A 19889-nucleotide genomic window follows, 5' to 3' on the forward strand; every position below is an offset into this window, starting at 1 on the left:
TATGGATTTATCTTAAAGGGCCTTCATTCCCAAGCTTTTTCGTTATACGGATCAATGTAAAGTTAATCGCCATAATGAAGGTAAACAGTATTACACCAGTAGCAAAAAGCATATCCTGATGCCTTCCGGAGGCATAACCCATTTCCATGGCAATGTTGGTGGTTAAAGGTCTGATCTTTGAAAAAATACTGGTAGGAAGACCACCGATATTATTTCCTGCAATCATCATAACCGCCATGGTCTCACCGATTGCCCTTCCGATACCAAGTACGGTTGCAGTCAGGATACCGGATCGTGCTGCCGGAACAATAGCTTTGAATATGGTCTGTATTTTGGAGGCACCCAGTCCATAGGAAGCTTCTTTATAAGATTTTGGTACTGCCCTTAAGCTGCTCTCGCTTAAGGAAATAATAGTTGGAAGTACCATAATGGTAAGTACACATATAACTGCCAGTAAGGACTGGCCCTGGCCGGTGGGCGATATCTTATTAATCAGGGGGACAATCACGCCAAGACCGAAAGCACCGTAAATAACGGACGGAATGCCGGCTAATAATTCTATTCCCGGCTTCAATATTGCTACTATTCTTTTAGGGGCTATTTCGGCAATAAATACAGCTGTCAATAAACCGATTGGAACCCCGAGCACTATAGCGCCCAGGGTTGCAAGGAGGGATCCTACTATCATGTAGAAAACTCCGAAAACATTATTGTTTGGATCCCACTTCAAACCGGTTATAAAATCGAGAAAGCTGTAAGCATCATTTCCGAAAAAGGGTTTCAGACCTTTTGCGAATACAAAGACGATAATTGCAATTACACTTAAGACACTGACCAGAGCACTTAGCAAAAAGATTATTTTAAACAGTGCTTCTCTGTATTCTATTGCCTTACCTGTCTTATTCTCATTACTTACATTTTTCATCATTAGTCTACCTTTATTCCTCCGTGTTTTTCAACAAATGTCTGTCCGTCTTCGCTAAGAGAGAATTCAATGAATGCCTTTGTAGCAGCAGAAGCTGAAGCCTCTTTGTATACGAAAAGGAAAGGTCTGGATAATACATATTCGCCGGATTTTGAATGTTCAGGAGTACCCTCTACACCATTTACCGTAAGTGCTTTAACGGTGGTATCAATATAAGAGAAGGATACATATCCAATTGCATTTTCATTTCCTGCAACTGCAGTCTGCACGTTACCATTACCTTCTACAACTGTAGCACTTTCAGTAAGGCCACCGGCATCTTCTAATTTCACTAACTCTTCAAATGCACTTCTTGTGCCGGATGCACCTTCTCTGGATACAACTACGATGTCGGCATCTTTTCCGCCAATCTGGCTCCAGTTCGTTACCTGTCCGGAGAAAATCTTCGCAAGATCTTCTGTGCTGATATCTGTTAAAGGATTTGCAGGGTTAACTGCTACTGCAATACCATCATAAGCAAAAGTTACTTCTTTTATATCAGCTGATTTTTCTTCGTCTTTTAAATTTCTGGAAGATGCACCAATGTCATTTGCACCGGATGCTGTATCCGCGATACCAGCGGAAGACCCTGTTCCTGTATAGTTAATGGTTACATCAGGATTTAAAGCTGTAAACTCGTCGATCATATCGTTTAAAATTTTTTCAACTGATGTAGAACCTGTTATGGTTACTGTTCCTGATATGCCTTCAGCAGGAGTTTCTGTTGCTGTGTCTGCCGGTGTATCTGTTGCTGCCTGTGTAGGTTCTGCTGCGTTACCGGATGTATTGTTGTTGGAACTTGCGCATCCTCCAAGAACACCTACCATGGCAACGGTTAAAAGAACTGCCAGAACTTTATTTCTTATTTTCATTTTTTTCTTCCTCCTTGATTTGGGATCCCCCTGAGTTATTTCATATTTGTTTGTCTTACAGGTTGTATTCTACTATTCCTTTGTAATCGGTGTATTTTTGTAATGTAAAGTTTTTGTAAAGTCGTATAATCCTTGAAAATATCATGTTTCAGGCGTTGTGTAATACTATTTTTACCGAAAAACTTAAAATAAATCCTTGAATTTTTATATTTAGAGGCTGTTGTAAACGCTTTTGTAAAGTATTAAGATACTTACGACGAGGGTTGGGTTTATGAATGAAAAAAGCTGGTAAAGTTGTTTAAGGTCAGGTTATATAGGTAGGACGGAAATTTACGCAAAATAGAAAGCTTCATGCTTTCATAGAAATGTATAAGAAGTCCTAATTCTCTGTAGATTTTCTGCTGGACATCTCATCAAACAGATAACTCGCTGCGCTCAAACAATCTGTTTGATGAGATAGCATAAAATCTACAGTGAAAAGGACCTCTAATACATTTCTATAGGTGCATGAAGCTTTCTATTTTGTGTAAATTTCCTGAAATCGTATGAAAACTGGGGCTTTGTTACTTTGCGATATATTTAAATAAACGGATTATAAAACCTGGAACCATCCTGGAAAATGATTACCATGGCAAGGATACTAAAAGGATGACTGCTCCTATGGTGATATAATCGGCTGTTTTAAAAGGTCTTCCAGCGTACCCGGTTCTCTTTTTATGTTTTCCGAAGCCACATAGTTTCATGGCATTGCTGATTGTATCAAATCGTTCCAGGCTGGAAAAGATTTCGTAGAAGAGCTGTTCTTTGGTTAAGGCATAGTAATCTGCTAAATGCATCAGCTCTGTTCTGGTTCCATAGATTTTACTGCCCTGGTAGGGAGCAAAGAGGAATATTGCTATAACGTTGATTAATAGGAAGAAAAAGATGCTTTCAGGACTGTTGAGACCTGATGGTATTCCGTTTTTGACAGAGCGCACAGACTAAACTGCTGACAAACATAAACTGCAAGTATTTTTCTATTATATATTTCCTTTACCGGTTTCTTTTACACTTACAATTTACTTACCCTTCTTCCTATGATAAAATACTTCTAATGATGAGAACAATAGGAGGATAAGGGTATGAAAAAACAAGATTATATCACCTGGGATGAATATTTTATGGGTATTGCGATCTTCTCCGCTGAACGCAGTAAGGATCCCAGTACCAGTGTTGGGGCATGTATCGTTAGTCAGGACAATAAGATTCTTTCCGTAGGTTATAATGGAATGCCCATTGGCTGTTCCGATGATGATTTTCCCTGGGAAAGGGACGGCAATCCACTTGACACCAAATATTTCTATGTATGTCATGCTGAAATGAATGCCATACTTAATTACACCGGTCCTGATATGAAAGGTGCCAAACTCTATGTAACCCTGTTTCCCTGCAACGAATGCACAAAAGCCATCATTCAGAAGGGAATCAGTGAGCTGATCTACCTGTCGGACAAATACGCTGATACGGATGCTACGAAAGCTGCAAAACGAATGTTGGATGCAACTGGGACTACCTATAGACAATATCAGCCAATTAACAGGGATATTACTCTCTCTTTATAAATGTTCTTAAGAAATTAATCATTATTCTTAAGTTATTTTTTCTTGCATTCCGGTTTATATATATGGGATGATGATATAGAAGCAGGATTATCTTATGACTGTAATTCAGCTTATATAGATACTAACTTTCAAAAGAGGATCTCATACAATATGAATGCCAAGGACAAGCGCCGCAGAAAAAGACACAGAAGAAAAATTATTAATATTACTGCTGTTACCAGCCTCTTCATGATTATGGCTGCAATTGTTGTTATTATGATTTTATCGGTACTGAAATACCACCGGGATGCTCCGAATGGTTTTGCCTATTATACCATTGCGCCCCCTCCCATTACGGAGATGTTTCTTACTCCCAATGATTATTCCAGACCGGAAGAACCAATTAAAAAGGTTAAAGGTATCGTAATTCATTATACGGCAAATCCCGGCACCTCAGCAGAAGCAAATAGAAATTATTTTGAGAATCTTAAGTCCCAGACCAAAATCTCAGCCAGCAGTCACTTTGTAATTGGATTAAACGGTGAAATCATACAGTGTATTCCTTTAGATGAAATATCCTTTGCTTCCAATGACAGAAATGTTGATACTATTTCAATAGAATGCTGCCATCCGGATGCCTCGGGGGAATTTAGTAAGAAGACTTATGAATCCTTGATTGCCCTTACTGCCTGGTTATGCAGCAAATACAATCTGGAGGAAGAGGATATCTTAAGACATTATGACATTACCGGGAAACTCTGTCCCTTATATTACGTTGAACAGGAAGATAAATGGGAAACCCTGAAAAAGGATGTTTTCGCATATATACAAGAAAAGGAAGCTTCAGCCGAGCTGGACTAAAGCTTCCTTTTTTTATTTCATTATTCTACACTGTAGTTGGGTGCTTCTTTGGTAATATGGATATCATGAGGATGACTTTCCTTTAAGGAAGCAGCGGAAATCTTAACAAAGCGTCCGTTCTGCTTTAAGTCCTCGATGGTCTTGGTTCCACAGTAGCCCATACCGGAACGAAGACCTCCCATTAACTGGAATACGGTATCTTCTACATTTCCTTTATATGCTACTCGGCCTTCCACACCTTCGGGTACAAGTTTCTTGGCATTGCTCTGGAAATATCTGTCTTTGCTTCCATTTTCCATGGCAGCAATTGAACCCATTCCACGGTATACCTTATATTTTCTTCCCTGGAATAATTCAAATTCTCCGGGACTTTCTTCACAGCCTGCAAAAATGCTTCCCATCATACAAAGATTAGCACCGGCTGCAATAGCTTTCGTAATATCTCCGGAGTATTTGATGCCTCCATCGGCGATTATAGGTATATCATATTTCTTAGCAGCTGCATAAGAGTCCATAATAGCAGTAATCTGCGGAACACCAATACCTGCAACAACTCTGGTCGTACAGATGGAGCCAGGTCCGATACCAACCTTTACCGCATTGACTCCGGCTTTGATAAGATCCTCCGTTGCTTCTTTGGTAGCAACATTTCCTGCTATGATCTGAAGCTCAGGGTAGGCTTCCCTTACCATACGTATAACTCTTAATACATTCGCGGAATGTCCGTGGGCTGTATCAATAACAATCGCGTCTACCTTGGCATTTACCAATGCATCTACTCTCTCAAGAATATTTTCTGTAACACCGACTGCTGCTGCACATAAAAGTCTTCCTTGGGTATCCTTGGCTGATAAAGGATATTTAATCTGTTTCTCGATATCTTTTATCGTAATCAGACCGGATAAGTTACCATCTTTGTCTACAATAGGAAGTTTTTCTTTTCTTGCAGCACCAAGAATTTTTTTTGCTTCTTCAAGTGTAATGCCAACCGGTGCTGTAATAAGGCCTTCTGAGGTCATGCTTTCCTTTATTTTCTTGGAAAAGTCTGTCTCAAATTTAAGATCACGATTGGTAATAATACCAACCAGACGTTTTCCTTCAGTTATAGGAACACCTGATATTCTGTATCTTGCCATTAATTCATTGGCATCTTCTAAAGTATGTTCTGGAGACAAATAAAAGGGATCTGTAATAACACCACTTTCGGATCGCTTAACCTTATCCACCTCTTCTGCTTGCCTGGCAACTGACATATTCTTATGGATTACACCGATTCCACCCTGTCTTGCCATTGCAATGGCCATTCTGTGTTCCGTTACGGTATCCATACCAGCACTCATCATTGGTATGTTTAATTTGATCGTCTTCGTCAGATAAGTTGAAACATCCACTTCATTGGGTATTACTTCTGAAAAGGCTGGTACCAGTAGGACGTCATCAAAGGTAATGCCTTCACCGATTATAGTTCCCATCTTATTTTCCTCACTTTCTTTTCTGTTAGCAATTATTATTTTTAGTTAATTTTTAAAAGTATAACGAATTAAATTATGCTTGTCAACAAGAAAAAAAAGTTTTTGTCTTTGCTACAAATACACCAGAGCACGAATGTCCTCACTATAAACACATTCGTCTTTCTATACTGAACAGATAATTTTTACTTATATTCTTTCTAATTCTGACTTTCAAGATTCGCTTTTTCAAATTACCTTCTTTCAATTACTTCTTCTTAAAAAATAAAACATAATAAATTGTTTATCAGACCTTTTTGCAGAAACCTTTCGGTGCCTTCAGCTATCCATTCCCGCCTTCATCGATATCCATATATTACTCATGCCCTTTCGGTTATCTGAACCTGGAAGCAATTATAGAATGATTTCTTTCGTCACAAAAAAATACCCGAAAGACCTTGTCATAAGACACCGTCCCGGGTACATTTCTTAAGCTTTCGTTATTACCTATATATATCTGTACTTATTTCTCTGTGCAAAATCTTTTTTGTAATGTGTAACGAATACTCCATTGCTTTCGATCAATTAACTGTTAAAGTCAAAGACTAATACTGCACAAGTTTTCTGGGGTTCTTCATCTTGATACAATTTAACATTTTCTCATTCGGCTCAAATAAGATCTTTAAGTTCTTCTCACCCTGACGATAAATGATTACATAAGGGGTAGTTTCCTTATTGCCGGAAGAGAAATCCTTCACATCGCATTTAATATGATTATAGCTATCCAAAGCATGGGAACCCTGAGGAGCCATTACTTCTACCTGCTCGAAATCAATTTTAAGAGCATTCTTTCTCTTGGATTTACCCATGATCTTATCAAAATCCAACTGTCCGTCACAGTATACATACTCATATTCTAAACTAAGTCTCGGAAAGAAATAAAAAATACCTACTATCACGATAGCCGCCACAAATAACATGATCTGGTTGCTTAATGATATAATAAATAACAGAACAGCTGCAAATATCAATAATATTCTTATAGCATATGTCCCAGCAGTTTCCTTTCTCTTGACTCCTGCCTCTGCATATAACTCGTTCATTTTTATGCCTCCTAACCTTATTTTATGCCATAATCCTATTATACATTTTGTCAGAATTATAATAACAGGTTGCTGACCTATCAGCTTTTTTACCGAACGGCATGTCTTTAAGCCCATTATACTAAAAAAACTCACAAAGGAAAAGCCTTAATAGCAAAATAATTCTAATATCTTTATAAAAAGTTATAAAAAATTCAAGAAAAACAGTAACTAAAAAAGCTGTTTGAATTCTTGTATTAAGAAATTCAAACAGCTTTCTGGTAATTATCGTATATTTATTTATTGGAAGAGCTGGAAATTACATCATTCCCATTCCGCCGGCACCTGCAGGCATTGCTGGCTCATTGGATTTTATATTAGCAACTACAGATTCTGTAGTTAACAGAGTTGATGCAACGCTAGTAGCGTTCTGAAGAGCGCTTCTTGTAACCTTGGCAGGATCTAAGATACCAGCAGAAACCATATCTACATAAGCTTCTTTCAGCGCGTCAAAACCAACGCCGGGTTCTTTCTCTTTTACCTTGCTGGTAACAACGGAGCCTTCAAGACCTGCATTGGATACGATGCAGTGAAGAGGCGCTTCCAGAGCTTTCAGTATAATATTAGCACCTGTCTTCTCGTCTCCTTCTAAAGTAGCTGCTAATGCAGCAACATCTTTGGAAGCATGAATGTAAGCAGAACCACCACCTGCTACGATACCTTCTTCAACAGCTGCTCTTGTAGCTGCAAGAGCATCTTCCATACGAAGTTTCTTCTCTTTCATTTCTGTTTCAGTAGCAGCACCTACACGGATAACAGCTACACCACCTGCTAATTTAGCAAGTCTTTCCTGTAATTTCTCTTTATCGAATTCAGAAGTAGTTTCTTCAATCTGAGCTTTGATCTGAGAAATTCTTGCATCGATATTGTTCTTCTGTCCTTCACCATCAACAATGATAGTGTTTTCTTTCTGAACTTTTACGGATTTTGCACGGCCTAACTGATCAAGAGAAGTCTCTTTCAGATCAAGACCTAAATCGTCGGAAATTACTGTACCGCCTGTAAGAACAGCGATATCCTGAAGCATTTCTTTTCTTCTGTCGCCATAGCCAGGAGCTTTTACTGCAACAACGCTGAAAGTTCCTCTTAACTTGTTAACGATTAAGGTTGTTAATGCTTCACCTTCGATATCTTCAGCTATGATTAAAAGTCTAGCACCAGACTGAACGATCTGCTCTAAAACAGGAAGTATATCCTGAATATTGGAGATTTTCTTGTCTGTGATCAAGATATATGGATTGTCTAAATTGGCTTCCATTTTGTCCATGTCAGTTGCCATGTAAGCAGAGATATATCCTCTGTCAAACTGCATACCTTCTACCAGGTCAAGCTCGGTCTTCATAGTCTTGGATTCTTCAATTGTGATAACACCGTCATTGGATACTTTCTCCATAGCGTCTGCTACCATTTCACCAACGGAATCATCACCAGCGGAAATTGCTGCAACTCTTGCAATCTGCTCTTTGCCGTTAAGTTTAGAGCTCATTTTTAAGATAGCGTCAACTGCTGTATCAGTAGCTTTCTGCATACCTTTTCTTAAGATAATAGGATTAGCACCTGCTGCCAGGTTCTTGATGCCTTCATTGATCATAGCCTGTGCAAGAACAGTAGCTGTAGTTGTACCATCACCTGCAACATCATTGGTCTTTGTTGCAACTTCTTTTACTAACTGAGCTCCCATGTTCTCAAAAGCATCTTCTAATTCGATTTCCTTCGCAATGGTAACACCATCGTTTGTAATTAAAGGAGCACCGTAGGATTTATCAAGTACAACGTTTCTTCCCTTAGGTCCTAATGTAACTTTAACTGTATTTGCTAATAAATTAACGCCACTTTCCAGAGCTGCTCTGGCTTCTGCACCATGTTTAATTTCTTTTGCCATTTTAATAACCTCCTAAATTATTCTTAAATAATCGTAAACTTCCTATCTGGTTAGATACAACCATACACCAAACGTACCAAAAATATTTTGGCAATGTGTGATACGAAATCTTTTATAATTAGTCTTCTACAACAGCAACGATATCGTTTTGTTTTACAACAATGTATTCCTGATCCTCTAATTTAACCTCAGTTCCGGAATATTTAGAGAAAATAACCTTATCTCCAACCTTAACCTGCATAGTTACTTCTTTCCCGTCTACAACACCGCCGGGGCCTACTGCAATAACTTCCGCCTGCTGAGGTTTTTCTTTTGCCTGACCAGGTAAAACAATACCTGATTTTGTTGTCTCTTCAGCAACAAGCTGCTTTAAAACCACTTTGTCTCCTAAAGGCACTAATTTCATTTTCATTTCCTCCTTATGATATCAATATTTCATTAAAAAAGGCATATTTTGAGTTTTATTAGCACTCGCTTCTATTGAGTGCTAACCGATAAACATATATTAGTAAATTTGCATTTATAATGCAACTATACTTTCCGCTCAAAAACAGGTAAAATAGGCAAATACATTAATATAACTCTCAAATAATCCTCTTATCTCATTTTTTCTCACTTTTTTAAAATTTTATCAGAGCATTACTACTATTATATAGGAATAATCGTCTCATAGCAATCTTCAATTACATGATTTAACTATTATTTACCACCTATTCAATTCTATTCTATATTTCTTATAGGATAATACAGTCTTATATCAAAAAGTAATCCCAACTTTTTGATATCCTCTTATGACTGACAGAAAAGCACTCGGTTTAGGGCAAAAAATACTTACCTAAATGAAAGACCTCCGTTGACCTCTTAGGTAATTAACAATATAATGTCTTTGTTTCAGCAGGTAATTACTGGGTGATTATTTTAGTGTCAGGCAATAAATGAAATAATAAATCTTAAGGTAATGTTAAGGTTAACCATGTTTAATTGAAAGGTAGGGTTACTATAATGAACTTACAGCTTGAGGGTATGATGAGAAAGAAGAGAGGTGAAACCATGAGCAAAACTATTCTGATTGTAGATGATGAGAAAGAAATTCGTGAGCTTTTGCGATTATATATAGAAAAGGAAGGCTATATTGTAATACAAGCTGAAAATGGATTGGAAGCGCTTAAACAGTCCGCATCCGTGCGAATTGATCTGGCTGTCATTGACATTATGATGCCTGAGCTTGACGGTTATCAGCTAATCAAAGGGTTGAGAGCGCGCAGCAATCTTCCAATTATCGTTGTGAGTGCCAAAACGGAAAATCATGAAAAAATACTGGGACTTGACCTTGGTGCGGACGATTATGTGACAAAGCCCTTTGACCCTTTGGAGGTCACTGCCCGTATCAAAGCTCAATTACGCCGTTATAATGGGGGTACGGGGGATTACGAAACAGATTTACTGACAGCAGGCGAACTGAGCTTGGATATTTCCGCTTGCATCCTTCGCTTTGGCAGTGAGACAATCCCTCTTACCGCCACGGAATTTAATATGATGAAGCTGTTGATGCAAAGTCCCGGCCGCGTATACACCAAACAGCAGATTTATGAAGCTGCATGGCAGGAGGCAACTATTGTGGACGACAATACCGTGATGGTCGCTATCAGCAAGCTGCGCAGCAAACTTCCTGACCATGACTCAGTATCCATTGGAACCGTCAGAGGCTTAGGTTATCGTCTGGAGGTGCGTACTTGAAGAAAAAGCTTAGTTTTAAAAAAGTCATCATGCGAAGATTCGTAAGCTACATCATCGGAATTGCACTGACACTTCTGCTATTGGAGCTTCTATTCAGTCTGTTTACCTTAAGTAACGGGATGAACTTCTCAGAACTAGCATCTTCCCCTCTGGCCGAAGGGACGAAACCCCTTCAAATCATACTTTCCGTTATCTGGATTCTTGTCACTGTCGCAGTTTATTCTATAGGAATTGTCCTTTTTGGGCGCGGAATCAGCAGGAAAATCATGGAGCCCGTTCAAAAAATGGAAGAAGGTTTCAAAGAGGTTACGGCCGGCCGTTTGGACACTAGACTGGAATTTGAAACAGAGACGGAATTTGGCGAAATGCGGGATGCCTTCAATTATATGGTGCAAAAGCTGAAAGACTCGGAAGAAAAACGAATGACAATGGAAAATGAGAGGATGCAACTTTTCTCCCATATCGCACATGATTTGAAAACCCCCATGACAACGATTTCCGGCTATGCAGGGGCCTTGGCAAACGGTATGGTGGATGACCCGGACAAACAACAGGAATACCATCTGGCAATCAAAGCAAAAGCCGGGCAGATGAACCAATTGATTGACCAGCTGCTTTCCTACTCCAAGTTGGGCACACCGCAATACCGCATGAATTTTGAAAAGGTAGACTTAGTCGAGCTACTTCGTGCATCTTGTGCCACTTTGTTTGGCGAAATTGAAAGCAAGCAGATGAACTTGGAACTGCGGCTACCAGACAAACCTGTATATTACCTGGTGGATTCTTTGGAAACTAACCGGGCCATCAGTAATCTGCTGACAAATGCAATCCGCCATAACCCTGTGGGCAGCTTATTGTCCGTGGGGCTAATGGATGAACCAGGCAGTATTCAGATTCAAATTGCCGATACCGGAACAGCTATCCCGAAGGCAATCGCTGGGAATCTGTTCGAGCCTTTTGTTTCCGGCAGTGTTTCAAGAAGTACCAGCAGTGGTACGGGACTTGGGCTTGCCATTGTGAAAAAGGTGATGGAACAGCACTCCGGTGAGGTCTACGTAGTGGATGCCCCCGCTCCTTTTACAAAAAAGTTTGTCCTGAGCTTTCCAAAAGCTTCCGGACACAGATAAACGAAGGGATAAGTGCTAATAGTTTTGTCCTGTGTAATTCTAAAGCAAAACCTGTATACACAAAACATATACAGAAAAGGGGGTATATATGTATTATAAAATGATTAAGAATGATATCCGTAAAAGTAAGCTGATTACCATCACAATAACAGCGTTTATCCTCATTGCTGCCATGCTTACTGCTCTGGCTGCATCACTGACCTTAAACCTGTTCGGCGCTATCGACAATATGCTTCTTTCGTCAAAATCGCTTCATTACATGCAGATGCACACAGGCGACGTAGATATGGAACAGTTACATAGCTTCGCGGATGCCAATGACAGCGTAGAGGATTATCAGGTATTGGAGTTTCTCAACATCGAAGGTGCGGATATTGTCATCGGGGAGGATACCCTTGCCGGAAGCATACAAGACAACGGTCTTTGCGTGCAAAGCGAGAAGTTCGACTTTCTGCTTAACTTAAATGGTGATGTCATACATCCCACAGATGGTGAAATCTATGTCCCCATCTACTACAGGCAGGAAGGAAACGCAATGCTTGGGGATACGGTGACCATCCACGGAATTTCCTTTACCATCGCTGGTTTTTTGCGTGATTCGGTTATGAATGCGGCGCTGGTAAGCTCCAAGCGGTTCCTTGTGAACCAGGCAGATTTTGAAAGAGTCCGTGTATTCGGGCAGTTAGAGAATCTTATTGAATTCCGGCTGAACGCGGACGTTTCCTTCCCGGCTTTTGAGGCTGCCTATCAAGGCGCGGGGCTCCCGGCAAACGGCCCTCCCCCTATCACTTATACGCAGGTGAAGATGATAAATGGTATTACGGACGGCATCATGATTTCCGTGCTGATGCTGATTGGAGCCCTTGTGATCCTAATGGCATTTTTGTGTATTCGCTTTACGTTATTGGCCAAAATAGAAGAGGATTATAAGGAAATAGGTGTCCTTAAAGCGGTTGGAATGCGAATATCACAGATTAAAAAACTCTATCTTATGAAATACGGCGCTATTTCGGGTGCGGCCTGTATGCTGGGTTTTCTGGTTTCCCTTCCACTCCAGGCTCCTTTCATGAAAAATATCCGATTGTACATGGGTGAAAGCGGTAACCCGCTACCCGGCCTGTTTTGCGGACTTTTGGGGGCGGCGCTAATCGGCGGGAGTGTCATGTTGTATGTAAACAGTGTATTGCGACGCTTCCGTAAAATATCCGCGATGCAGGCGATTCGATTCGGTGCACCACAGGAAAAGTCGAAATCATCCAGAAACTTTCAACTGAATAATAACAGGCTTTTTTCCAGGAATATCTTTCTTGGAATCAAGGATATTGTTTCCCGGAAAAAACTGTATGTCACCATGTTGATGGTTCTGGTCGTTTCTTCTTTTCTTATGGCTGTTCCTCAAAATATCAGCAGCACAATTTCTGCGGAGAACTTTATCACCTACATGGGTATGGGCATTTGTGACGTAAATATCGGGGTGATGCGAACACAGGTAGAGGACGTACTGGGAAAAGCGGCGGAAGTTGCTGACATGCTGGCAAAGGATGAGAATGTTGAAAAGTATGCTTTGTTCACCGGTATGATGTTAGACCGAAAAGCAGACAATGGGACGAAAGAGAAACTGCGGGTGACATTTGGTGACTATTCCGCCTTTCCCATAACCTACTCCAGAGGTCGTGCACCACAAGCAGAAACAGAGCTCGCCCTCTCCGTCCTCAATGCCAAAGACCTTAATAAAACCCTCGGGGATGAAATTATTTTAATCGTTAACGGTACAGAAAAACACCTGACGGTCTGTGGAATTTACTCTGATGTCACCAATGGCGGGCGAACAGCACAAGCCACTTTTGCCGCAGAGCATGAAGAGATTTTAAGCGTTGGAATTGCGGTTACCTTTCGCGACCGCCAAAGTGTAAAAGCAGCAATATCACAGTACAGGGAGCAGTTTCTCTTTGCAAAAGTTACCGGCATTAAGGAGAGTATTGGGCAGATGCTCGGCTCTATGCGAGACGCCATCCGGATTGCTTCTGTTGTTGCTGCCATAGTAACTGTCCTGCTAACACTACTGGTCACTGTGCTGTTCTTTAAAATGCTGGTGGCAAAAGACCGGTATCCCATCGCCATTCTGAAATCAATGGGCTTCACCAGTGCAGACATACGCTGTCAGTATCTTACACGCTCCATTACTGTGCTGGCACTGGGCTTAATCATCGGTACCATTCTGGCAAACACGCTGGGAGAGCTTGTCGGCGTGGCAATCATATCTTCCTTTGGTGCAACTACCTTTCATTTTATGGTAAATCCCTGGTTTGTCTACCTCGGTTCACCTCTGCTGCTCACAGGTTGCGTTGTCACTGCTACCATGTTTGGAATTTCCGGTATCCAGGCATTAAAAATTTCACAGCATATGAAGGAGGCTTAACATAATGAATAATATCATTACTGGTAAAAATCTCGTAAAAATCTTTGGCAAGGGTAAAGAACAGGCAAAGGTATTGAACGAAGTAAATGTAGAAATAGCAAAGGGTGAATTTGTTGCTGTAATGGGGCCGTCCGGTTCTGGGAAATCCACACTGCTGTTCGTGCTCAGCGGCATGGATGAGCTAACAAGCGGATCTGTTAAATTTGGAGATACCGAACTAGCGAAGCTTCGTGAAAATACGCTTGCGGATATTCGCAAGACTCAAATGGGTTTTATATTTCAACAGCCCACAATGCTTAAAAACCTGAATCTTTTGGATAATATCCTTCTCCCTGCTACAAATGAAGGCAAAAAAGATAAAGCAAGTCTTACGCGAAAAGCGAAAATCCTAATGAAGAAAACGGGGCTTGACGGACTTGAGAGCAGGGATACCACGGAAGTTTCGGGCGGACAGCTCCAACGGGCCGGAATCTGCCGAGCCCTGATGAATAGTCCTAAGATTCTTTTTGCCGACGAACCGACCGGCGCACTCAACTCAAAATCGGCAGAGGAAATCATGGGATTGTTGGTGGATATCAACAAAGAAGGCACTGCCATATTACTTGTAACCCACGACGCGAAAGTCGCAGCGAAAGCTGACAGGGTTCTGTTTATGAAAGACGGAAATATCGCTGCTGAACTTACGCTTCAAAAGTTCAACGACAGGGATACGGAGAAACGAAGGGAAAAGGTACTCACCAGGATGGCGGCTGTGGGTATATAGGCGCAATGAAATATCATAAAAAGACCTGGACACCAAACTCACCTCGGCTTGTATATTTCCGCCCAAATGAAATAGGATAGAGCTATGGAGGTAATATGTATGAACGATAGAAAGAAAAAAAACCATCAATTGGGGCTCTACATACAGGAAAGGATGATAAACAAAAATGACCATCTGTATATTGGTGAGTCGGACGAGGGGTGAGCTTTCCATCCTCCACAGTGAGATTACAAAATTAATGCTGCGACTCCGCGAGTAAAATGAAGCACTAAAAAAAGAAAATATTATTGGTACGGGCAATTCCTTTTGAATCCTCAGTGCATTGAGTAATCCAGCTTGTACAATTTCTTCCTGCATGCTATACTCTTAATAAGTATTTTAACCCTCTCGGTTTCATGCAACATCTGCAACTTAGAATTGAAAGGAGTACAAAAGCATAGAAATGAAAGAAAAATTATACACCATACCGGTTAACGATGCCTTTGACAGTGAATGTGAATGTCCTGTCTGCTTTATGCGAAAAACCCTGGAAGATAACGCAGTAGAATTTACCATGGGCCCAAGTTATATGGAGGACGATGTTAGAGCAGAAACGGATAAAATCGGTTTCTGTAATTATCACCTGGGCAAGATGTATGAGAATCAGAATCGTCTGGGTCTTGCGCTTATGCTGAAGACTCATATGGATAAAACAATAAAGGATCTGGAGCAGATATCTCTTAAAAAAGTAAAAGGACCCGGGTTATTCAAAAAGAATACAGAAGCCTCTCCTGTAAAAGAATACACAGATAACTTGAAAAACTCCTGCTATATCTGCAATAAAGTCGAGAATACCTTTAAACTGTATATAACCACCTTATTTTCTTTGTATAACAGCGAAGAATCCTTCCGCCAGAAATTCAAAACTTCGAAGGGTTTTTGTAACACCCATTTCGGTCTGCTCCATGAGGCTGCTCCTAATCATTTAAGCGGAGATAAGTTCGATAACTTCCTGAAAGAATTAAATCAGGTGTATTTAGAGAATATGAAACGAGTACGGGATGACCTGGAATGGTTTATTGATAAATTTGATTACCGCTATGTCAATGAACCCTGGAAGAATTCAAAGGATGCATTGCCAAGATCCATGACCAAAACCAATAGCACGCTATAAGATATAAAACAGACCGGCGGCAGGATATCCAGCTATAAGTAATAGCTTAAGATATTCTGCCGCCGGTCTGTTCTGTCAGTCTATATTTAAATAAACCACTATAAATAAACTTCGTAATCTTTTACCTTATTCTTAAAAAGTGTCTTATTTAACCTCTTTACATCTGAAACGATTAATGAAGAAACTTGATTTGATAAATGAATTAAAAATGATCTATGCATTCTCTTCATCCAGTTTGAGCATATCTTTTAATTCCCTTGCCTTAGACTTAATACGCTCATTGGCATCTCTGGAGATAAGAACTCTTGAAATCCATCTGCTGGATTCCTCCAGTCTGCCGCTTCTTCTAGCCAGGTCAGCTATCAGATACATCATGGTATTCTCATCCATACCGCATAAGGGAAAGGATTCCTTTGAGAAAGCTTCCATAAATCCATCACAGGCATTTTTGATAAATTCAAACTCTTCTTCATGAAGATTCTTGATTTCTTTCCTGATTGCCTCTGTCTGCTCCTGTTCTGCTAAAGATTCTGCCTTTCCTCTAAGCAGCCAGGCTGTCTTTAAACAGGTGTAAGCCCTTTCGCTGATTTTTCCTTTTTTTACAATGGTATTTACTAAAGCTAGCTTATGCCTTGCAATTGCTTCATCATAGGAAAGCACTTCTCCTTCAGCAGCCAGGCCTTTGAAGGATGCTGATATATTTTCCTTTATCAGCTTCGCCTGGGGTGAGGTCATATAGTTATAGAACCTGTTAAGCGCTGCATAACCGCAATGAGGGCATGCTATAACATCATATTTAAGAGAATCCATATGCTGATATTTGGGGCGTAAGTCCGTATCAGCGGAGATTAACTTAACCTTACCGGTTTTTACAGTTTTTGTCTTGAAGCTTTTATCACAAACAGGACAGTTAAAGGATTTCTCAAAGATAAAATCAGATTCCACTACCTGAACCTTCTCTTCACCGTTACCCTGCTCTGCCTTTTTCGCTTTTTCATCTGTTGCATATACATCCAGTCCGGACATTTTACCCAGACCAAATTCCTCTAATCCTGAAAATATATTAGCCATACTACTCTCCTCCTTTACTCAGGCTTGTATGAACTCTTTAAAGACACAATTCTGTTAAATACCAGATTTTCTTCTGTCGAATCTTTTGAGTCCACACAAAAATATCCGTTTCTTAAAAACTGGAAACTGTCATAAGCTTGTGCCCCTTTTACACTTTGCTCGATACGGCAGTCTCTTAATACTGTAATAGAGTTGGGGTTTAAATTCAGACTTCCGTCTTCATTATATACCCCTTTCTCTTCATCGACAATATTTTCATATAACCTTACCTCAGCTTTTACAGAAGTTGTTGCCTCCACCCATTGGATGGTCCCCTTCACTTTTCTGCCGCTGAAACCGGACCCGCTTCTGGTCTCCGGGTCGTAGGTTGCATGAACTTCGGTTACGGTTCCATTTTCATCTGTTACATAATCTGTACAGGTAACAAAATAAGCATTCATAAGCCTTACTTCATTGCCCGGGAACAGACGAAAATATTTCTTTGGAGGTTCTATTTTAAAATCTTCTCTATCAATATAAAGCTCCCGGCTAAAAGGAACCATCCTCGTACCCATCTCTTCATTTTCCTGATTATTGGATACTTCCATCTGTTCCACCTGGCCTTCAGGATAATTTGTGATAATTAACTTCACAGGGTCCAGAGCCGCCATAACGCGAGGTCTTTTAAGCTTTAAATCTTCTCTGATACAATACTCTAACATGGAATAGTCCACTGAGCTCTGGCTCTTAGAAACACCGCAAAGCTCCATGAACATCTTAAAGGATTCCGGCGTAAAGCCTCTTCTTCTTAAGGCACTGATGGATACCAGTCTTGGGTCATCCCAGCCATCTACGATTCCATCCTCTACCAGCTTCTTTATGTATCTCTTCCCGGTAATTACGTTGGTAAGATACATTTTTGCAAACTCTATCTGTTTTGGAGGATTCTTATATTCCAGCTCCGTAACCACCCAGTCGTATAATGGTCTGTGGTCTTCAAATTCCAAAGTACAGATTGAATGGGTAACGCCTTCTATGGCATCTTCAATTGGATGTGCGAAATCATACATAGGATAGATACACCATTTGTCTCCGGTGTTATGATGTGTCATTCTGGCAATACGGTATATAATCGGATCTCTCATATTAATATTAGGAGAAGCCATATCTATTTTTGCTCTGAGCACCTTGGAGCCATCTTCATATTTGCCGTCTTTCATCTCTTCAAACAGCTTCATATTCTCTTCAATGGTCCTGTCCCTGTAAGGACTTACCTTGCCCGGCTCCGTTAAGGTTCCTCTGTATTCTCTCATCTCTTCTGCTGTCAGATCACAGACAAAAGCTTTTCCTTTTTTAATCAGCTTAACTGCACCTTCATACATCTGTTCAAAGTAATCTGATGCAAAGAATAATCTGTCTTCATAATCTCCGCCAATCCACTTAACATCTGCTATAATAGACTCTACAAATTCCGTTTTTTCTTTGGTGGGATTGGTATCATCAAAGCGTAGATTGAATTTTCCGCCATATTTCATAGCCAAACCGTAGTTCAGCAAAATGGACTTGGCATGTCCAATATGCAGGTACCCATTAGGTTCAGGAGGAAAACGTGTTACTATATTGGTACAGCGTCCCTCTTTGATGTCTTTTTCGATTATCTGCTCAATAAAATTCTTTGAGACAGTCTCACTTTCAGCCGGATTCATCTCACCGTTTATTTCTGTGGTTTTGATGTCTAACTCCTTATCCATGGCTGTGTTCCTCCTTTTATCTGGTAAAGTAATAGCTAGTTTATAATAACATAACAAGGTTAATTAGTCAAAGTTGTGACCTTAAGTATTTCTGCCAGGGCAGCCAAAAATGTCTCCATCTCCTGGTCCGTTCCTATGGTAATTCTTAGATGGTTATTAATCCTTGCCTTGTTAAAATAACGTACATATATATTCTTTTCCCTCAGTGCCATAAATATTTTTTCGGCGGGAATTTCTTTATGGGAAGCAAATATAAAATTCGTTTTGGAGTCTGGCATGGAAAAACCAAGTTTTATTAATTCCTCCTTTACCCAGGCTCTGGTATTGATTATTTTATCCAGCATCTCCTTGTGATAAGCCTGGTCCTTCACAGCCTCTGCTCCGTACAAAAGAGAGGGCAGGTTCATTGTATAGGAATTGTAGGAATATTTCACATCATTCATGGCCTTTATCAAAGCGGGTGCACCAAAGGCATAACCGATTCGTATACCTGCCATGGAATAGGACTTGGAAAAGGTCTGCACCACCAGCAGGTTTTCAAATTCCTCTAACAGCGACAGCGCACTCACTCCGCCAAAATCGATATAAGCCTCATCTACAATAACGACGGTTTCTCGATTATTTAATAGTATATCCCTTATTGCTTCTAATTCCATACACAAAGAAGTCGGTGCATTAGGGTTGGCTATAACAATCCCACCGTTCCTCCTGTAATAGTCTTCTTTACGAACAGAAAAATCTTCCTGCAAAGGCAGTGTTACATAGGGAATCCGGTATAAGCCTGCCCATACTTCATAGAAAGAATAGGAGATATCCGGAAAAAGAATAGGTTCCTTTGCGTTAAAAAAGGTAAGGAAAGCTGTTCCCAATACATCGTCCGAGCCAACTCCTACAAAAATCTCCTCCTTCTTCCTTCCATAAGCTGCACTTAAGGCTTCCGTCAATTCACTGGAGGTAGGGTCCGGATAAAGCCTTAACTTATCCATATTTAATTCCTCCATCGCTTTCTTAACCTTAGGTGAAGGCGGATAAGGATTCTCGTTGGTGTTTAATTTTATCATTCCTGGTACATTAGGCTGTTCTCCCGGAACATAGGGTACAACCTTTCTGAAATACTGTTCCCACTGGTTCATAGTGACC

General features: G+C 40.3%; 17 protein-coding genes. 7 read left to right on the plus strand and 10 right to left on the minus strand.

Annotated elements, in window-relative coordinates; all coding sequences use genetic code 11:
- Nucleotides 1–7: 7 nt before the first annotated feature.
- From pstC to R2R35_RS08490, 3 genes are all read right to left on the minus strand, one after another.
- Nucleotides 8–928, minus strand: coding sequence for a phosphate ABC transporter permease subunit PstC (pstC, locus tag R2R35_RS08480; protein WP_317734059.1), 921 nt, complete (start codon nt 926–928; stop codon nt 8–10).
- Nucleotides 928–1836, minus strand: coding sequence for a phosphate ABC transporter substrate-binding protein (locus R2R35_RS08485; protein WP_317734060.1), 909 nt, complete (start codon nt 1834–1836; stop codon nt 928–930). Before R2R35_RS08485 ends, pstC begins: the two co-directional genes overlap by 1 nt.
- Nucleotides 1837–2459: 623 nt before the next feature.
- Nucleotides 2460–2813: a hypothetical protein gene (locus R2R35_RS08490; protein WP_317734061.1), complete on the minus strand. Its 354-nt coding sequence runs from the start codon at nt 2811–2813 to the stop codon at nt 2460–2462.
- A gap of 144 nt (nt 2814–2957) precedes the next feature.
- Between R2R35_RS08490 and R2R35_RS08495 the strand changes: the two genes are divergently transcribed.
- Nucleotides 2958–3437: a deoxycytidylate deaminase gene (locus R2R35_RS08495; RefSeq protein WP_317734062.1), complete on the plus strand. Its 480-nt coding sequence runs from the start codon at nt 2958–2960 to the stop codon at nt 3435–3437.
- A 150-nt stretch (nt 3438–3587) separates the two neighbouring features.
- Nucleotides 3588–4277, plus strand: coding sequence for a peptidoglycan recognition protein family protein (locus tag R2R35_RS08500; RefSeq protein WP_317734063.1), 690 nt, complete (start codon nt 3588–3590; stop codon nt 4275–4277).
- Nucleotides 4278–4297: 20 nt separating this feature from the next.
- Here R2R35_RS08500 and guaB read toward each other — a convergent pair whose 3' ends face one another.
- From guaB to R2R35_RS08520, 4 genes are all read right to left on the minus strand, one after another.
- Nucleotides 4298–5749, minus strand: a complete 1452-nt coding sequence (gene guaB / locus R2R35_RS08505; protein ID WP_317734064.1) for an IMP dehydrogenase — start codon at nt 5747–5749, stop codon at nt 4298–4300.
- A gap of 581 nt (nt 5750–6330) precedes the next feature.
- Nucleotides 6331–6828 carry a DUF6106 family protein gene (locus R2R35_RS08510; protein WP_317734065.1) on the minus strand — a complete coding sequence of 166 codons (498 nt, stop codon included), beginning with the start codon at nt 6826–6828 and terminating at the stop codon, nt 6331–6333.
- 298 nt (nt 6829–7126) lie between these two features.
- On the minus strand, nt 7127–8749 hold the full coding sequence (groL, locus tag R2R35_RS08515; protein ID WP_317734066.1) for a chaperonin GroEL: 1623 nt from the start codon (nt 8747–8749) through the stop codon (nt 7127–7129).
- A gap of 118 nt (nt 8750–8867) precedes the next feature.
- Nucleotides 8868–9155, minus strand: a complete 288-nt coding sequence (locus tag R2R35_RS08520) for a co-chaperone GroES (protein WP_317734067.1) — start codon at nt 9153–9155, stop codon at nt 8868–8870.
- Between the two features lie 644 nt (nt 9156–9799).
- On the opposite strand from R2R35_RS08520, the gene R2R35_RS08525 reads away from it, so the two are divergent.
- From R2R35_RS08525 to R2R35_RS08545, 5 genes are all read left to right on the plus strand, one after another.
- On the plus strand, nt 9800–10486 hold the full coding sequence (locus tag R2R35_RS08525; RefSeq protein WP_317734068.1) for a response regulator transcription factor: 687 nt from the start codon (nt 9800–9802) through the stop codon (nt 10484–10486).
- Nucleotides 10483–11613, plus strand: coding sequence for a HAMP domain-containing sensor histidine kinase (locus tag R2R35_RS08530; protein ID WP_317734069.1), 1131 nt, complete (start codon nt 10483–10485; stop codon nt 11611–11613). The genes R2R35_RS08525 and R2R35_RS08530 overlap by 4 nt, the downstream gene beginning before the upstream one ends.
- Nucleotides 11614–11701: 88 nt before the next feature.
- Nucleotides 11702–14032 (plus strand): ABC transporter permease, encoded by a 2331-nt coding sequence (locus tag R2R35_RS08535; RefSeq protein ID WP_317734070.1) that lies wholly within the window; start codon nt 11702–11704, stop codon nt 14030–14032.
- Nucleotides 14033–14036: 4 nt separating this feature from the next.
- Nucleotides 14037–14795 carry an ABC transporter ATP-binding protein gene (locus tag R2R35_RS08540; protein WP_317734071.1) on the plus strand — a complete coding sequence of 253 codons (759 nt, stop codon included), beginning with the start codon at nt 14037–14039 and terminating at the stop codon, nt 14793–14795.
- A gap of 442 nt (nt 14796–15237) precedes the next feature.
- A complete protein-coding gene (locus R2R35_RS08545) occupies nt 15238–15948 on the plus strand; it encodes a DUF6062 family protein (protein ID WP_317734072.1) in 711 nt (236 codons plus the stop codon).
- Between the two features lie 213 nt (nt 15949–16161).
- Here R2R35_RS08545 and R2R35_RS08550 read toward each other — a convergent pair whose 3' ends face one another.
- From R2R35_RS08550 to hisC, 3 genes are read right to left on the minus strand one after another with little or no spacing between them, the layout of a single operon-like run.
- On the minus strand, nt 16162–17019 hold the full coding sequence (locus tag R2R35_RS08550) for a DUF2225 domain-containing protein (RefSeq protein ID WP_317734073.1): 858 nt from the start codon (nt 17017–17019) through the stop codon (nt 16162–16164).
- 14 nt (nt 17020–17033) lie between these two features.
- Nucleotides 17034–18749 carry a glutamine--tRNA ligase/YqeY domain fusion protein gene (locus R2R35_RS08555; RefSeq protein ID WP_331670267.1) on the minus strand — a complete coding sequence of 572 codons (1716 nt, stop codon included), beginning with the start codon at nt 18747–18749 and terminating at the stop codon, nt 17034–17036.
- Nucleotides 18750–18808: 59 nt separating this feature from the next.
- Entirely contained in the window at nt 18809–19882 is a 1074-nt protein-coding gene (hisC, locus tag R2R35_RS08560; RefSeq protein ID WP_317734075.1) for a histidinol-phosphate transaminase, read from the minus strand.
- Nucleotides 19883–19889: the final 7 nt, after the last annotated feature.

Origin of the sequence: Anaerocolumna sp. AGMB13020, from assembly GCF_033100115.1 — a bacterium.
In the GTDB taxonomy this organism is placed as follows: Bacteria; Bacillota; Clostridia; order Lachnospirales; family Lachnospiraceae; genus Anaerocolumna.

What these genes read in the sequence shown, in the direction of transcription:
- pstC (WP_317734059.1), bottom strand. Translation starts at nt 928, where the DNA reads ATGATGAAAAATGTAAGTAATGAGAATAAGACAGGTAAGGCAATAGAA.
- R2R35_RS08485 (WP_317734060.1), bottom strand. Translation starts at nt 1,836, where the DNA reads ATGAAAATAAGAAATAAAGTTCTGGCAGTTCTTTTAACCGTTGCCATG.
- R2R35_RS08495 (WP_317734062.1), top strand. Translation starts at nt 2,958, where the DNA reads ATGAAAAAACAAGATTATATCACCTGGGATGAATATTTTATGGGTATT.
- R2R35_RS08500 (WP_317734063.1), top strand. Translation starts at nt 3,588, where the DNA reads ATGAATGCCAAGGACAAGCGCCGCAGAAAAAGACACAGAAGAAAAATT.
- guaB (WP_317734064.1), bottom strand. Translation starts at nt 5,749, where the DNA reads ATGGGAACTATAATCGGTGAAGGCATTACCTTTGATGACGTCCTACTG.
- R2R35_RS08510 (WP_317734065.1), bottom strand. Translation starts at nt 6,828, where the DNA reads ATGAACGAGTTATATGCAGAGGCAGGAGTCAAGAGAAAGGAAACTGCT.
- groL (WP_317734066.1), bottom strand. Translation starts at nt 8,749, where the DNA reads ATGGCAAAAGAAATTAAACATGGTGCAGAAGCCAGAGCAGCTCTGGAA.
- R2R35_RS08520 (WP_317734067.1), bottom strand. Translation starts at nt 9,155, where the DNA reads ATGAAATTAGTGCCTTTAGGAGACAAAGTGGTTTTAAAGCAGCTTGTT.
- R2R35_RS08525 (WP_317734068.1), top strand. Translation starts at nt 9,800, where the DNA reads ATGAGCAAAACTATTCTGATTGTAGATGATGAGAAAGAAATTCGTGAG.
- R2R35_RS08535 (WP_317734070.1), top strand. Translation starts at nt 11,702, where the DNA reads ATGTATTATAAAATGATTAAGAATGATATCCGTAAAAGTAAGCTGATT.
- R2R35_RS08540 (WP_317734071.1), top strand. Translation starts at nt 14,037, where the DNA reads ATGAATAATATCATTACTGGTAAAAATCTCGTAAAAATCTTTGGCAAG.
- R2R35_RS08545 (WP_317734072.1), top strand. Translation starts at nt 15,238, where the DNA reads ATGAAAGAAAAATTATACACCATACCGGTTAACGATGCCTTTGACAGT.
- R2R35_RS08550 (WP_317734073.1), bottom strand. Translation starts at nt 17,019, where the DNA reads ATGGCTAATATATTTTCAGGATTAGAGGAATTTGGTCTGGGTAAAATG.
- R2R35_RS08555 (WP_331670267.1), bottom strand. Translation starts at nt 18,749, where the DNA reads ATGGATAAGGAGTTAGACATCAAAACCACAGAAATAAACGGTGAGATG.
- hisC (WP_317734075.1), bottom strand. Translation starts at nt 19,882, where the DNA reads ATGAACCAGTGGGAACAGTATTTCAGAAAGGTTGTACCCTATGTTCCG.